This is a genomic window from Reyranella sp. (genome assembly GCF_050185545.1).
Taxonomy (GTDB): domain Bacteria; phylum Pseudomonadota; class Alphaproteobacteria; order Reyranellales; family Reyranellaceae; genus Reyranella.
This window is the reverse complement of record NZ_JBFWZI010000016.1, coordinates 28777-43337: the sequence shown is the minus strand read 5'-3', so window position 1 is coordinate 43337 and position 14561 is coordinate 28777. Positions and strand designations below refer to the sequence as shown.

The following is a 14561-nucleotide window of genomic DNA, read 5'->3' as shown; positions in this document are numbered from 1 at the left end:
AAGGCCTGCGATCAAAACGTCCGCGCGCTGGAGGCCTGGGCCGGAATCGAACCGGCATTCGCGGATTTGCAGTCCGCTGCATCACCACTCTGCCACCAGGCCCTTGCCAACGAAATCAAAGCGTTAGCTTCGACCCTTGAGTGCAAGGCGGCGTCTTGTGACACAAGTTCGGGCACAGCGGAAGTGCGATGTTCACCTGCGGTTCCTGTGCGCGGCGTGTCCACAGGGTCGAAGCCTGTTTCGACGTGATACAGGCGGGTGACGCTCCGCAGCCTTTCCCCACGAAGCAGGGCACTCACTTCATCGACAGCGGCAGGCAGGCACATGCGAGCAATTGTTCAGGCCGGACGTCGACGTCTCGACGTCATCTGAAGCGCCGGCGTCCCCGCCCGGCGAGCGCTGCTCGAGAGCGACGCCGTCCACGCCGGCAACCCGCCCCTCGCTGCGACAGCGGGGAAATCCATCCTCGCGCCCGTCAATGTAGGCGCGGGGATGCAGACGGCCTGCGAGCCGGTCAAGCCGGCGCGACCGCGCGACCTTTGACGCTCTCGCTGCCTGATGCGTATAAGATCGTACGATATCTTGAGGTAGGCATGGCGGATTTTGCTCTGGCGCGGCGCAACATGATCGACGGTCAGTTGAGGCCCAACCGGGTGACCAATGCCCAACTCCTGGCGGCGGTCAACGACCTGCCGCGCGAGCGCTTCCTGCCGGAAGGCCTGCAGTCCATTGCCTACGCCGACGACGACGTGCCGCTGGGCGGTGGCCGCTACCTGATGGAACCGATGGTGCTGGCGCGCCTGATCCAGGCACTGCAGCCGCAGGCCGGGGACAAGGCACTGGTCGTCGCCTCCGGGCGTGGCTATGGCGCGGCGCTTCTGTCGAAGCTGGTGAAATCGGTGGTCGCCGTCGAGAGCGATGCCAATCTCGCCGCGGCGGCCGAGCGGACGGCGAAGGAGTTAGCGCTGCCGGGAGTCCGGCAGGTCGTGGGCCCGCTGGAGGACGGCGACAGGTGGAGTGGGCCATTCGAGGCGATCCTGATCGAGGGCGCCGTGCGCCAAGTGCCGCAGGCCATTCTCGGCCAGTTGGCCTCCGGCGGACGCCTGGCCACCGTCGTCGCCGGACCGGAGGGCGTGCTCGGTGTCGCCCAGCTTTTCGTGAAGGAAGGCGACGTGGCGTCGGCTCGCCCGCTGTTCGATGCCGGCACGCCCCTGCTGCCCGGCTTCGCGCCGCCGCCGCGCTTTACATTCTGAAACGTTGTCTGGTCAGTTGCGAGGCTACCCATGCCGTTCCGACCAGTGGTAGGCTACGATCAACACATGAGGGTATTGCAATGCGTATCCGACCCAGCTTGAGGGTCGCGCGCACACTGGCTGTGTGCGCCCTCGCCGTCGGATTGGGATTCGGCTCCAATGCTTGGTCGCAGAGCCTGATCGAGGCGTTGTCGACGACCTACAATGGTAATCCCGATCTGCTGGCTTCCCGTGCCATCCTGCGTCAGACCGATGAAGGTCTTGCGCAGGCAGTTGCCAACTGGCGCCCGCGCATCACGCTCACCGTCGAGTGGAACAAGGTCGAGCAGGACTCGATCCCAATCCGCACGGCGCCGAGCTACTACATATTGAACGGCCGGTTCACTACCCTGCAGGCCATCCAGCCACTGTTCCGCGGCGGCAAGACCATCTCGGAAACCAAGACGGCCCAAGCCAACATCCAGGCGCAGCGCGCCGCGCTCGCCGACACCGAGCAGAGCGTCCTGCTGGCAGCGGTCACGTCGTATGCCGACCTGGTGCAGAACATCGCCATCGCCGAGGCCAGGCGGAACAACGTCAAGGTGCTGATCCAGCAGCTCGATGCCACGCGCGAACGGTTCCGGGTGGGCGAGCTCACCATTACCGACGTCGCCCAGGCCGAGGCGCGTCTCGAAGGCGCGCGCGCCAGCCTGGTGCAGGCCGAGACCGACGTGCGCATCGCCGAGGCAGCCTACCAGCGCACGATCGGCCAGAAGCCCGGCCGGTTGGGCGAGATTCCCCTTGTCGGCGGGCTGCCGGCCAGCGAGGACGAGGCGATCAGCCTGGCCATGGATATGGGGCCGCGTGCGGTCACGGCGCAGCATCGCATCTCCTCGGCGAGCTACAGCGTCAACACGGCGATCGGCGACCTGCTGCCCCAGGTCAACCTGGTGGGTGTCATCCAGCAGCAGTTCGACCTGTCGGTGCCGACGGACCAGTACTACACCTACGGCATCCGCGTGCAGGCCGTCGTGCCGATCTATCAGAACGGCAGTGAATGGTCGCGCGTCCGCCAGGCCAAGGAGCTGGTCGCCCAGCGCCGCAACGAACTCGACAGCGCCCGTCGCGCCGTCGCCGAGAACGTGATCCGCGCCTGGCGGCAGCTCGACTCCTCGCGCTCGCAGGTGACTTCCTTCGAAGCCCAGGTCCGCGCCAACGAGGTTGCGCTGAACGGCGTCCGCCAGGAGGCACTGGTCGGCTCGCGCACCACGCTCGACGTGTTGAACGCGGAACAGGAGCTGCTGAACGCCCAGGTCAGCCTGGTGCAGGCGCGTCGCGCGGTTCAGGTTGCCTACTACAGTGTTCTGGCGGGCGTCGGCCGGCTGACCGCTCGTGCACTGACCCTTCCGGTCGAGTATTATGATGAGGAGAGGTACTACAACGAGGTCGGGTCCAAGTGGATCGGTTGGGGAACCAGTGATTCGGGCGGCAAGCCCCCGATGCCCGCGCCGACCACGACGACCAGCCCGCCTTTCGGGAGCAGATGATGAGCGATCCCAGGAATGGCGGTGGCGACCCGTCAATGGACGATATCCTGGCATCGATTCGCAAGATCATTTCCGACGACGAGGCCCGAGCCCAGATGACGAACCAGAGGACGAGCGGACCGCAGGCGCCCGGCCAGCCTGCAAGGCTCTCGGTCGTGCCGCCGCCCGAGCCTCCGCGGCCGGAGTCAAGGATGCGCTCGGCAGAGCATGACGATGTGCTGTTGCTCACCGAGGATCTGATGGAAGACCCCAAGGCCACCACCCCGCGTCCCGCCGAGGTCGTGGCGCCGCTCAGCCTGCAGTCGAGCAGCGAACTCCCGCGTGCGGTGGAGGCTGCGCGTCCGCCGGAGCCGTCGCGCCTCGCCGAAGCGGCCGTGCGAGATGCGGAGCCGGCGCGCCCGGCGGGCGTCGGCCTGGGCCCCGACTCGCCTCTGATCGACGGGTCGGCGGCCGGGGCGGCTACGGACGCATTCTCCCGCTTGAGCCTGGCGGTGCAGGAAAGTGTCCCTATGCCCGCCGCCGGCGACCCGGGAATGCTGGTCGGCGGCAAACCGCAGACGATCGAGGACCTCGTCAAGGAGATGCTGCGGCCGATGCTCAAGGATTGGCTGGATCGCAACTTGCCCGGCATCGTCGAAAGCTATGTCGAACGCGAGATTGTCCGGCTGACACGCCGCTGACCCCAGGCGCCCACCGAATTGAACGCCACGGCGCCAGGACCGTGGCGTTTTTGTTTTGAAGGCCTAGAGATGCTCGACAAGACCTACGACCCGAAGGAAATCGAAGCCCGCCTCTATCCGCAATGGGAGAGCGAAGGCGCCTTTCGCGCCCATCCCGAGTCGGCGAAGCCGCCGTACTGCATCGTCATCCCGCCGCCCAACGTCACCGGCAGCCTGCACATGGGCCATGCGCTCGACAACACGCTGCAGGACGTATTGATCCGCTGGCGCCGCATGAAGGGCGACGACGTGCTGTGGCAGCCCGGCACCGACCATGCCGGCATCGCCACCCAGATGGTGGTGGTGCGCAATCTGGCGCAGGAAGGCATCGGCCTCGCCGTCGAGGGCGCAACCGCCAGCGACGGCAACAAGAAGCTCCTGACGCGCGAGGAATTCCTGGCCAAGGTCTGGGAGTGGAAGGCCTTTTCGGGCGGCACCATCACCGGACAGCTGCGCCGCCTCGGTGCGTCCTGCGACTGGAGCCGCGAGCGCTTCACCATGGACGAGGGCCTGTCGGCGGCCGTGCTGAAAGTGTTCGTCGATCTCTACAAGGCCGGCCTGATCTACAAGGACAACCGGCTGGTCAACTGGGATCCGAAAATGCTGACGGCGATCTCGGACCTCGAGGTCGAGCAGCACGAGGTCAAGGGCCATCTCTGGTATTTCAAGTACCCGATCGAGGGCAGCGACGAGCACATCGTGGTGGCGACGACGCGGCCCGAGACGATGCTGGGCGACACAGCCGTCGCGGTGCACCCCGACGATCCCAAGTGGAAGCACCTGATCGGCAAGCACGTCATCCTGCCGCTGGTTGGGCGGCGCATCCCGATCGTCGGCGACGAATATTCCGACCCGGAGAAGGGCTCGGGCGCGGTGAAAATCACGCCGGCGCACGATTTCAACGATTTCGAGGTCGGGCGGCGGCACAAGCTCGAGGCGATCGGCATCTTCGACAAGTTCGCGCGGCTGAACGACAAGGCGCCGGAGAAATACCGCGGCCTCGACCGCTTCGATGCGCGCAAGCAGGTCGTCGCCGACATGGAGGCGGCGGGACTGGTTGAGAAGATCGAGCCGCACACCCACTCGGTGCCCTACGGCGATCGCGGCGGCGTGCCGGTCGAGCCTTTCCTGACAGAGCAGTGGTACGCCGACGCCAGGAAACTCGCCGAACAGCCGATCGCGGCGGCGCGCGACGGCCGCGTGACCTTTGTACCGGAACGCGGGCGCGAGGAATTCTTCCGCTGGATGGAGAACATCGAGCCGTGGTGCATCTCACGCCAGCTCTGGTGGGGCCATCAGATCCCGGCCTGGTACGGACCCGACCGCAAGATTTTCGTGGCGATGTCGGAGGCAGAGGCGAAGGAAGAGGCGCGCGCCCACTACGGCAAGGACGTGACCCTGGAGCGTGACCCCGACGTGCTCGACACCTGGTTCAGTTCGGCGCTGTGGCCGTTCTCGACCCTGGGCTGGCCCGACGAGACCGCCGCCCTGAAAAAGTACTACGCGACCGACGTGCTGGTGACCGGCTGGGACATCCTGTTCTTCTGGGTCGCCCGCATGATGATGATGGGCATGTACTTCATGAAGGACGTGCCGTTCCGCACCGTCTACCTGCACGGCCTGGTGACCGACGAGAAGGGCCAGAAGATGTCCAAGTCCAAGGGCAACGCCATGGACCCCCTGGAGCTGATCGACAAGTACGGCGCCGATGCCCTGCGCTTCACCATGACGGCGCTTGCCGCAAACAATGCCGGCCGTCTGCGGCTCGCGCCGGCGCGCGTCGAAGGCTCGCGCAACTTCGCCACCAAATTCTGGAACGCGACGCGTTTTGCCGAGATGAACGGCGCCGCGCTACCGGAAGGCTTCGACCCGGCGAGCGCCCGGCTGACCATCAACAAGTGGGTGCTGGGCGAGCTGGCGCGCGCCAACGCCGCGATCGACAAGGCAATCGCCGAGTTCCGCCTGAACGAGGCGGCCGGCGCGCTGTACGAATTCATCTGGGGCATCGTCTGCGACTGGTACGTCGAGCTCAGCAAGCCCGTGCTGGGGGGCGAGGACGGTCTGGCCAAGGACGAGACGCGCGCCGTCACCGCCTTCGTGATCCGCGAGACCGCCAAGCTCCTGCACCCGGTGATGCCCTTCATCACCGAAGAGCTGTGGGACAAGCTCGGCCATCGCGCCCGGCACGGCATGCTCATAAGGCAGCCCTGGCCCGTGCCGGCGCCGACCGATCGGGCGGCCGACGCCGAGATCGGCTGGCTGGTGAAGCTGATCTCCGACATCCGCTCGGCGCGCGCCGAGCTGAACGTGCCGGCGGGCGCCAAGCTCAAGCTGCTGGTGGTGGGTGCCGACGCGACCACGCGCCAGCGCCTCGACACGCACCGCGCTGCGATCGAGCGCCTGGCCCGCATCGAGGGCGTCGGGCCCGCCGCGGCGGCACCCAGGGCGGCGCTGCAGATCGTCGTCGGCGAGGCGACCTATGCGTTGCCGGTGGGCGAGGTCATCGACCTCAAGGCCGAGAGCGCGCGCCTGCAGAAGGAGATCAAGAAGCTCGGCGACGAGGTCGGCAAGATCGACGCCAAGCTCGGCAACAAGGCCTTCGTCTCGCGCGCGCCCGAGGAAGTCGTCGAGGAGCAGCGCGAGCGCCGCCAAGCCGCCGAGCAGACGCGCGCGCGCCTCAGCGCGGCGCTGGAGCGCCTGGGGGCGTGAAGGGGCGTGATGGGGGTAAGGGCGTGAGAGCGCGCGCTTGAGCCTGGCCCTGCGTCCCGTCGAGCCTGGGGATGGCGATGAGCTGCACGCCATCTTCACCGAACACGGCGTGAAGCAGTACCTGTTCGACGACATCCTGCTTCGCCGCGACCAGACGCAGGCGCATGTCGAGGCCGCGTGCGAGCACGGCGCCTGGGTGATCATCCTCGATGGCGTGATCGTCGGTCTGACGTCGCTGCGGCCGACCGGCGCCGATCGGGAGCTTCTGATCGTCATCAGCGAACGCTGCTGGGGCAGGGGCGTGGCGTACCAGGCTGCCCAGGCGGCCCTGCGCCACGGCTTCGAGGTCCTGAAACTCCCGCGCATCCTGGCCGGCGTAGACTTGCCGAACGAACGCTCGCATCGCCTCATGCGCCGGCTGGACTTCGTGGCAATCGGCGAAAGCGACGGGTCGAAGTACCGGGCACGAAACTACGAGATATTGCGTCGGGCTTGGCCGTCCTCCTGAGCGCAGCGAAGGATCTCATCGCAGGAGGTGGCCGGCGCGCTCTGGGACTGCGGGCGAAGAGATCCTTCGCTGCGCTCAGGAGGACAAGGCGCTCGCGATGGTCGACAGTGGGCTCTAAAGCTGGCGCAGCCAGTTCGTCAGTGGCATAAGCCGCCGCTCGATCTCACCACGGACCTCCCGATGAACCCGTTCTGGAGCCAGATCGCGCGCGAGCTTTCGCCCTATGTGCCGGGCGAGCAGCCGCGCATTGCCAATCTGGTGAAGCTCAACACCAACGAGAGCCCATTCGGGCCGTCGCCGCGCGCGCTCGAGGCGATGCGTGCCGCCGCGGCCGACAGCCAGCGGCTCTACCCCGATCCCGAGGCGACCGAATTGCGGGAGGCATTGGCCAACCATCACGGCGTCAGGCCGGAGCAGGTGTTCGTCGGCAACGGCTCGGACGAAGTGCTCGCACACGCCTTTGTGGCGCTGCTGAAGCAGCCCAGGCCGCTGCTGTATCCGGACGTCACGTACAGCTTCTATCCCGTGTGGGGGCAGTTGTTCGGCATCGCCTGCCAGACCGTGCCGCTGGACAACGACATGCGCGTGCGGGTCCAGGACTATCGGCGCGAGGCCGGGTCGATCGTGATCGCCAATCCCAATGCGCCGACCGGCATCGCGCTGCCGCGCGCGGAGGTCGCCCGGCTGCTCGACGAACATCGCGACATTCCGGTGCTGATCGACGAGGCCTATGTCGATTTCGGCGGCGAGAGCGCGGCCCCGCTGATCGCCGATCATCCGAACCTGCTGGTCGTGCAGACGATGTCGAAGTCACGCGCGCTCGCCGGCCTGCGCGTCGGCTACGCGCTCGGCGAGGAGGGGCTGATCGAGGCGCTGCGCCGTGTGAAGGACAGCTTCAATTCCTACCCGATCGGCCGTGTTGCCCAGGCGGGCGCGACGGCCTCGGTGCGCGACGACGCCTACTTCCGCGTGAGCTGCGCCCGGGTCGTCGCGGCCCGCGAAGCAATGACGCGCGAGCTTGTCCGGCTGGGCTTCGCCGTCCTGCCCTCGAGCGCGAATTTCGTCTATGCGAGGCATCCGAATCAGGGGGGTGCAGAGCTCGCGGCGGCGCTGCGCGAGCGCGCGGTGCTGGTGCGGCATTTCAATAAACCGCGCACGGCGCCCTATCTGCGCATCACCGTGGGGACGGAAGAGGATACCCATCGGCTGATCGAGGCGGCGACGGAAATTCTGAGAAGATTGTGACGTCGATCTTATGCCGGACGGGCAGAGGTGCTGAAGGACGAAACGACCTGCCGGAGCATATGCGTTGGCTTTCAGCGCAACGGCTTGGTCCACCAGTTCGAAGCAATGGTCATCTCGGAGCGGCGCAGCATCTCGGTCTTGGCGAGGTCGCGGTCGGCCGAGACGACGACGATCTGCACGCCGCCATGTTCGTGGATCAGGGTGGAGACGTAGGAAAGCAACGCCTCGCCGATGCTGAGCCAGAGGTGCGGCTCGGCCACGCAGAAATCGTCGATTATCCAGGTATCGCCACCCGGATCGAAGACCGGCGGGTTGGGGAACTTGCGGGCAATCAGGAAACCCAGGTGCCGGCTTCCCTCGACGGCGACCAGGAAGATCGTGTCCGGCTCGGTCAACAGCTGCGTGAAGAATGTCTCGGTTGCCGCTGTCGAGTTCGCCGCCTTGCGCCAGAAAGTCGGCTGGTACTTGTGGAGCGGCCGGCGGCTGCGTTCCGCCAGCTCGACGGTCGCCTTGAGATCGGCCGTCTGGGCTTTGCGGACCTCCAAGGCAGCCGCCGCCGGCTATGAGGCCTTGCGCAGGTCCGGCACGTAGGGCCGGCTGGCAAAGTGCTCCTGATTGTCGCCGCGAGCGAAACGCAGGCCGGCGGTGCGCAGCGCGTCGTCGTCGACCGCTTCGAGCGGCACGAAGTAGCGGTCGTCGGCCTTGACGAACGTGTCGTTGTCGACCCGGTTGTAGCAGATCAGCAGGGTCCAGCGCCGGTTGGCGGAGCGGTTGGCGTCGGAGCGGTGAATGGCGTTGCAGTGGAAGATCAGCGCATCGCCCTTGTCGAGCTCGCAATACTCGATCGGACACTTCTCCAAGATGTGGGGCATGCGCTTGGGGTCGACCTCGTTCTGGGTCGGCGACAAGGGCGTGTGGTCGATGCGGCCGAGCTTGTGCGAGCCCGTGGCGATCTGCAGACAGCCATTCTCGCATGTCGTCTTGTCGAGCGCGATCATCACCGAGAGCAGGTCGGGCCGCAGGCAACCGTTGTAGTACCAGTAGCCGTAGTCCTGGTGCCATTCCCAGGCGCCACCGACCTCAGGCTCCTTGGCAGTCAGCTTGGACTGGTAGTGGTAGACTGGTCCGCCCAGCAGCGCCACCGAGGTGTCGACCATGCGCCGGCAGCGCGCCGCCAGCCCGTAGACGCTGTCGCCGGCGCGGTTCCAGAGCGCGATGCGCGTCGAGCGGCCTTCGCCATCGCGCCGGTCGAGGATGCTGCCACGCACCGCGGGGTCCTCTTCCATGGCGCGCGTCAGCAGGTCGATCTCGTCGGGGGCGAACAGGCCGCGCGCGTAGGTGAAGCCCTTGTCGTCGAATTCCGCCATCTGCGCCTGGCTTAGCTGGTTCGGCATGTTCCCTCGCTGCTTGTCAGCTCGAATGTCCGCGTCGGCCTTCGGCAATCAGCCGCGATATAGCTCTCCGGTCGCGACGATAGCGCAGTCGTTCATTGATAGTCTCTTCAGCCGCCGCGATCGCGTCGCGTGTGCTTGCGGCCCGGCGGATCTCGATGTTGCCATCCTGTTCTTCGACTGCCACGCGCTCGCCGTCGACCAGTCCGGTTCGCTCGACGACGTCGTGAGGAACACGAACGGCGAGGTTCTTGCCCCAGCGCCTGACAATGGCTCGCGACATGCTGATCTCCGGAACGGTCGCTGCGCCACCCTGAGCGAAGCGAAAGATCTCATCGCCAGAAGCTTTGGAACAATCCGTAGCCGGCGGCGATAAGGTCCTTCGCTGCGCTCAGGACGACTGAGAAAGCTCGGACAACAGACGAAACTCTACACCGGCCGGAACACGTTGCGGCGGTCCTTCTCGGACACGGTTACTTTACGCCCCAGCTGTTCCCGCGTCAGCATGTCGGACAGCAGCGCCGGGTCGCCCTGGGCCACGGCGATGAAACGGTCACCGGTCGCGTCGAGGCGGCCCAGGACGTAGGCCCGTTCGGGGGCATCCTTGCCGTAGGCGACGCAGTATGTCTCGATCGTGCCGGTTCCCGTCGGCCTGGTGTCGACACGCTGCCTGGCGCCGGCGTCGAGTTCGGCCTGGAGCTTCCTGGGGTCTTCGCGCCGCCACGGGCCGTGCACCGGCGCGGTCGAGTAGAGGCCGGCCGAATGCTTGGTGAGATAGTTGCCGTTGGCCGTCACCATACCGAACGAACCGGGCTTCCTGCGCACCACGTTCATCATCTCGGCGATCGAATGGGTGACGTAGTTGTTGCCCGGGCCACCGAAGAAGGGCAGGCCCCCGGTGACGCTGATCGGGCGCGGGTCGTCCTCGGCGAGGCCGATCTCCTTCATCGCCACTTCGACCGCCGACGGGAAGCAGCTGTAGAGATCGAAGGCCGCCACGTCGGCGACCGACTTGCCGGCCATGTCGAGGGCGGTGCGGGCGCAGCCACGAATCGCCGGCGACGCGTCCAGTCGCGGGCGCTCGGACACCACCCAGGTGTCGGTGCCGTCGGCGCAGCCGTGCAGGAACACCCACCGCACCGGCGGGATGCCCCACTCGCGCGCCTTCTCGACCGACGTCACGAGCACGGCGGCCGCCTGGTCGATGATGGCGTTGGCATTCATCAGCCGCGGGTAGGGGAAGCAGATCCAGCGGTTGTCGTCGGAGATCGTCGCCAGCCGTTCCGCACTGTAGCCCTCGCGGCGGGTCGCCAGCGGATTGTCCCGGGCGACGGCGGCAAGGCGCTCGAACAGGCGACCCATGGTCGCCAAGTGGCTTTCGACATCCCGCCCGAGCCCGCCGCGGATCGCGTTCTCCAGCAGCGGGTAGAAGTGGATGGCCGCCCGGAGCTCGTGCCGCCCCTCCTCGTCGGAGAAGCCCAGGCGCTTGTCGCCGATCCGCATCGGCTCGCCGCCGGGATCCTCGTTGTGGTCAATGGCAAGCCCGGCCTTGCGGGCATTCTGAGTCGAGCGCAGCAGCTCGGCGCCGCAGATCAGCGCCAGCCCGGTCTCGCCGCTGGCGATCTCCTCGGCGAAGCGATTGACCATGTACTGGGGCGTGTTGCCGCCCTGGTGGGTGTAGATGAGCTGGCGCGGCGTCGCGTTCAGGCGGTTGGCGACGGCCTTGGGCGGATTGGTGCAGCGACCGAAAGGCGAGGCGAAGCGCGGGCTGACGTCGGGAAAGAACTCGAGCACTGCGACCGCGTCGATCTTGCGACCCAGGGCCTCGGCGCCGATCGACGCGCCGGCATCGGCGAGGGCGAGGCGGGCCGCCTCGGCGGAGAAGGCGACGTTCGACCGTGCGCTCGAGGGCTGGCCGGTCGTATCCGTGATCTGGCCGCAGCCGACCAGGATGGGCGTGCGCGGATCAATCACTTGGCGAGCGCCTCGATCTCGGCGGGCGAGAGGCCGGCTTCCTCGAGAATCTCCCGCGTATGCTCGCCCAGGCTCGAAACCCTGGGGCCGCTCTGCAGGGCAGAGCCGGAGAAGCGGAAGGGCGGAGCCGGCGATTTATAGGAGCCGGCGCTGTCCTCGATGGTGCAGAGCGTGCCGCGATGGGCGACCTGCGGATCCTGCAGGGCCTCGGTAACAGTGTAGTAGGGCGAGCACGGCACGCCATGCTTGTCGAGGACCGCTACACACTCCTCGACCGTAAGCGTCCTGGACCACGCCTCGAACTCGTCGACGAACTGGTCCCAGTTCATGCGCCGGTCGGCGTACTTCTCGAAGCGTGGATCGGTCAGCCAGTCGCGCCGGCCGGCCGCCGTCGCCATGTCCTGGAAGGTGCGCTCGCTCGCCGTGGCCAGCATGACGTAGCCGTCCTTGGCCTCGACCGGGCCGTACATCGGCCGAGACGGCATCTCGAAATCGAACTGGGCACGATTGACCTCGCCCAGCAGCATGCCGACCAGCGCCTCGAACATCGAGACGTCGACCATCTGCCCCTTGCCGGTGACGTGGCGCTGGTGCAGCGCCGCCAGGATGCCGCCCAGCGCATAGGCGCCGCTCGCATAGTCGGCGACGAAGATTCCGCAATTGTCCGGCCGCTCGCGGCCCTGCTGGTAGAACAGATGCGCGCGGTCGAAGCCGGTCGCGGCATGGATCACCGGCGCGTAGGCCGGCCGACCGGCGCCCGGCCCGGTCTGGCCGTAGCCCGAGATGGCGCAATAGACGAGCTTCGGATTGATCCTGGCCAGCTCCGGATAGTCGAGACCGAGCCGCTTCATCACGCCCGGCCGGTAGTTCTCGACGACGATGTCGACGCCGGCCGCCAGCTTCTTCACCGCGGCGACCGCTTCTGGCCGCTTGAGGTCGAGCACGATCGAGCGCTTGCCGGCGTTGAGCTGGCCGAACATCGTGCCGGCGCCGTTGCGCTGCACCGGGCGGCTCCTCATCAGCTCGCCTTCGGGCGCCTCGATCTTGATGACGTCGGCGCCCATGTCGGCCAGCAGGCGGCTGCAATGCGGGCCGGCGATGGTGGTCGAGAAATCGAGGACGCGGACGCCGTGCAGGGGCCGCGGATTGGTTTCGCTCATTGGGTCACCGGAAGATCAGGATGAGGACGACGCCGCCTACGACGAGAACGCTGCCGATCCACTCTCCAGCGGACGGCCGCTCCTTGAGGACGATGTGCGAGGAAATGAAGGTGAAGACCAGCTCGATCTGGCCGACGGCCCGCACCAGGGCGGCATTCTCGAGCGTCATGGCGAGCGCCCAGCCGGCCGAGCCGAGCACGCTGAAGATGCCGACCCACGCCGAGGAGCGCCAGTTGACCCAGACCTTGCCGAGCTGCGGTCGGTCGCGGCGCGACAGGTAGGCAGCCATGAGCACGACCTGGATGGTGTTCATGCAGGCGAGCACGGTGATCCCGCGGATCATGAAGTCGCCGTCGGGCAGCAGCTTGGAGGCCTCGCGGATGGTGCCGGCGGCGATGGCGAAGATGGCACCCGACAGGATGCCGTAGAGCGCGCCCTTGTGGGTGAGGTCGGCGAGCACCGAGCGGATGTTGGCGAACGAGCCGCGCACGCTCAGGATCGCCACGCCGCCCAGGCAGATCAGGATGCCGGTCCACGCTCCGAGCTTCAGGGGCTCATGGGCGATGAAGGTGGCGAACAGCGCCACGAACACCGTCTCGGTTTTCGAGTAGACCGTACCGACCGCGAAGTTGCGCAGCGAGAAGGCATGGATCATGAGCGACGTCGCCACGATCTGGGCAACCCCTGCGATCGTAACCAGGAGCAGGAACGACGCCGACAGGGCGGGCACGTGTCGACCGGTGAAAAGGACAAGGAAGGCCAGAGTCCCCAGCGCCAGCGGCGCACCATAGAGGTAGCGGACGAAGTTCGCGCCGTCGACGCTCAGCACGCCGCGAATCTTCTGCTGCAGTGTCGTGCGGATGTTCTGACAGAGCGCGGCGAAGACGGTTATCGGTATCCAGAGCGGCACGGTTCCTCCGCCGACCAGTCTATGGCGTCGGTGTTCCGGCGTCTGCTAGATTGATTTTCACGATGCGACAAGAACTGCGAGATGCGCTCTCGACGGCATGGCGAGCGCTGGGCGACCCGGGTGAATGGTGGACCGCCGCCGAGCGCACGACGATCGCGCGCGAGGTGCGTGCGGCCCGGGCCTGCGCGCTGTGCGGCGCACACGCAAGGCAGCTCTGCTGCCGAGCACGATTGCCGGTGAGCATCAGTCCTCGACCGACCTGCCGCGGGCTGCGGTCGAGGCGATCCATCGTATCGTCACCGACCCCGGCCGGCTGTCCGAGGCCTGGTTCCGCGAGATCGTCGAGGGCGGCCAAGTCGGCGGAGGCTTGAGCGAGGAGGCTTATGTCGAGCTGTTGTCGGTCGTGGCGATCACGACGGCGGTCGACACGTTCGATCGCGGCCGTGGCTCGTCGCCGCGCACCCTGCCCGAGGCCCAGCCCGGGGCGCCGACACGACGGCGTCCCAAGGGGGCGAAGTCCGGGCTCGGCTGGATGCCGATGCTCGCGCCCGAGGATGTCGGCGCCGAGGATCCGCCGCTCTACACCTCGGCCGGACGCAGCGGCGGCAATGTCCATCGCGCGCTCAGCCTGGTGCCCCAGGCGATGATGCAGTTCTGGGACCTGTTCGAGACGATGTACCTGCCGCAGGACGCGATGCGGGACTTCGCCCGCGAGTACCGTGCCGTCGAGCATGCCCAGATCGAGATGCTTGCCGCCCGCGTGGCCGTTCGCAACCAGTGCGTCTATTGAACGACCAGCCATCTGGCCCTGCTCGGGGCGAGCGGCAGGCATAGCGGCAAGGACTACGAGTTCACCGGCATCGTTCAGGGCGACGACACCAATCGCGTTGCCAGCGGCGTTGCCGCGGAGAAGGCGCTGCTCGCTTTCGCCGATTCGGTGATCGACGGCGCAACGGACCTTGACCAGTCGCGCGATGCGGTCGTTGATCGCCTCGGTGAGCCAGCGATGGTGGACGCGGCCGCCGTCATCGCCGGTTTCGATGCCATCACCCGCGTCGCCGACGGCTCGGGCATCCGTCTGGAGCCGGAAAAGGCAGCGGCCACGGCGAGCTGGCGATCTCACCTCGGTATTGATGATTTCTGGGCCAGAAAGGTGTGATACTCGG

12 protein-coding genes, 1 tRNA gene and 1 pseudogene are annotated in these 14561 nt (G+C 67.0%); 7 read left to right on the top strand and 7 right to left on the bottom strand.

The window, feature by feature from the left end; genetic code table 11:
* Positions 1-28: 28 nt before the first annotated feature.
* Positions 29-102: transfer RNA gene (locus AB7O82_RS06720), tRNA-Cys, on the bottom strand.
* A gap of 491 nt (positions 103-593) precedes the next feature.
* On the opposite strand from AB7O82_RS06720, the gene AB7O82_RS06715 reads away from it, so the two are divergent.
* The 6 genes from AB7O82_RS06715 to hisC all read left to right on the top strand — a co-directional run bounded on the left by AB7O82_RS06715 (position 594) and on the right by hisC (position 7960).
* Positions 594-1253, top strand: a complete 660-nt coding sequence (locus tag AB7O82_RS06715) for a protein-L-isoaspartate O-methyltransferase family protein (protein WP_428548691.1) — start codon at positions 594-596, stop codon at positions 1251-1253.
* 80 nt (positions 1254-1333) lie between these two features.
* Complete coding sequence (locus AB7O82_RS06710) at positions 1334-2779, top strand: TolC family outer membrane protein (RefSeq protein ID WP_428548694.1); 1446 nt, start codon at positions 1334-1336, stop codon at positions 2777-2779.
* Between the two features lie 35 nt (positions 2780-2814).
* On the top strand, positions 2815-3459 hold the full coding sequence (locus AB7O82_RS06705) for a DUF2497 domain-containing protein (protein WP_428548697.1): 645 nt from the start codon (positions 2815-2817) through the stop codon (positions 3457-3459).
* Positions 3460-3528: 69 nt separating this feature from the next.
* Positions 3529-6207 carry a valine--tRNA ligase gene (locus AB7O82_RS06700; protein ID WP_428548700.1) on the top strand — a complete coding sequence of 893 codons (2679 nt, stop codon included), beginning with the start codon at positions 3529-3531 and terminating at the stop codon, positions 6205-6207.
* 37 nt (positions 6208-6244) lie between these two features.
* A complete protein-coding gene (locus AB7O82_RS06695; protein ID WP_428548703.1) occupies positions 6245-6715 on the top strand; it encodes a GNAT family N-acetyltransferase in 471 nt (156 codons plus the stop codon).
* 180 nt (positions 6716-6895) lie between these two features.
* Positions 6896-7960 (top strand): histidinol-phosphate transaminase, encoded by a 1065-nt coding sequence (gene hisC, locus AB7O82_RS06690; protein ID WP_428548706.1) that lies wholly within the window; start codon positions 6896-6898, stop codon positions 7958-7960.
* A 71-nt stretch (positions 7961-8031) separates the two neighbouring features.
* Here hisC and AB7O82_RS06685 read toward each other — a convergent pair whose 3' ends face one another.
* The 6 genes from AB7O82_RS06685 to AB7O82_RS06660 form a co-directional block, all read right to left on the bottom strand.
* Entirely contained in the window at positions 8032-8505 is a 474-nt protein-coding gene (locus AB7O82_RS06685; protein WP_428548709.1) for a GNAT family N-acetyltransferase, read from the bottom strand.
* A gap of 15 nt (positions 8506-8520) precedes the next feature.
* Positions 8521-9354 (bottom strand): phytanoyl-CoA dioxygenase family protein, encoded by an 834-nt coding sequence (locus AB7O82_RS06680; protein ID WP_428548711.1) that lies wholly within the window; start codon positions 9352-9354, stop codon positions 8521-8523.
* A gap of 16 nt (positions 9355-9370) precedes the next feature.
* Positions 9371-9634: an AbrB/MazE/SpoVT family DNA-binding domain-containing protein gene (locus tag AB7O82_RS06675; protein WP_428548714.1), complete on the bottom strand. Its 264-nt coding sequence runs from the start codon at positions 9632-9634 to the stop codon at positions 9371-9373.
* Positions 9635-9780: 146 nt separating this feature from the next.
* Complete coding sequence (locus AB7O82_RS06670) at positions 9781-11325, bottom strand: acetyl-CoA acetyltransferase (protein WP_428548717.1); 1545 nt, start codon at positions 11323-11325, stop codon at positions 9781-9783.
* Positions 11322-12485 carry a CaiB/BaiF CoA transferase family protein gene (locus AB7O82_RS06665; RefSeq protein WP_428548720.1) on the bottom strand — a complete coding sequence of 388 codons (1164 nt, stop codon included), beginning with the start codon at positions 12483-12485 and terminating at the stop codon, positions 11322-11324. Before AB7O82_RS06665 ends, AB7O82_RS06670 begins: the two co-directional genes overlap by 4 nt.
* Before the next feature lie 4 nt (positions 12486-12489).
* The gene (locus AB7O82_RS06660) at positions 12490-13395 is read right to left on the bottom strand and encodes an EamA family transporter (protein ID WP_428548723.1); all 906 of its coding nucleotides are present in this window, start codon (positions 13393-13395) and stop codon (positions 12490-12492) included.
* A 62-nt stretch (positions 13396-13457) separates the two neighbouring features.
* On the opposite strand from AB7O82_RS06660, the pseudogene AB7O82_RS06655 reads away from it, so the two are divergent.
* Positions 13458-14554 (top strand): annotated as a pseudogene (locus AB7O82_RS06655) (alkylhydroperoxidase-related (seleno)protein).
* Positions 14555-14561 lie beyond the last annotated feature (7 nt).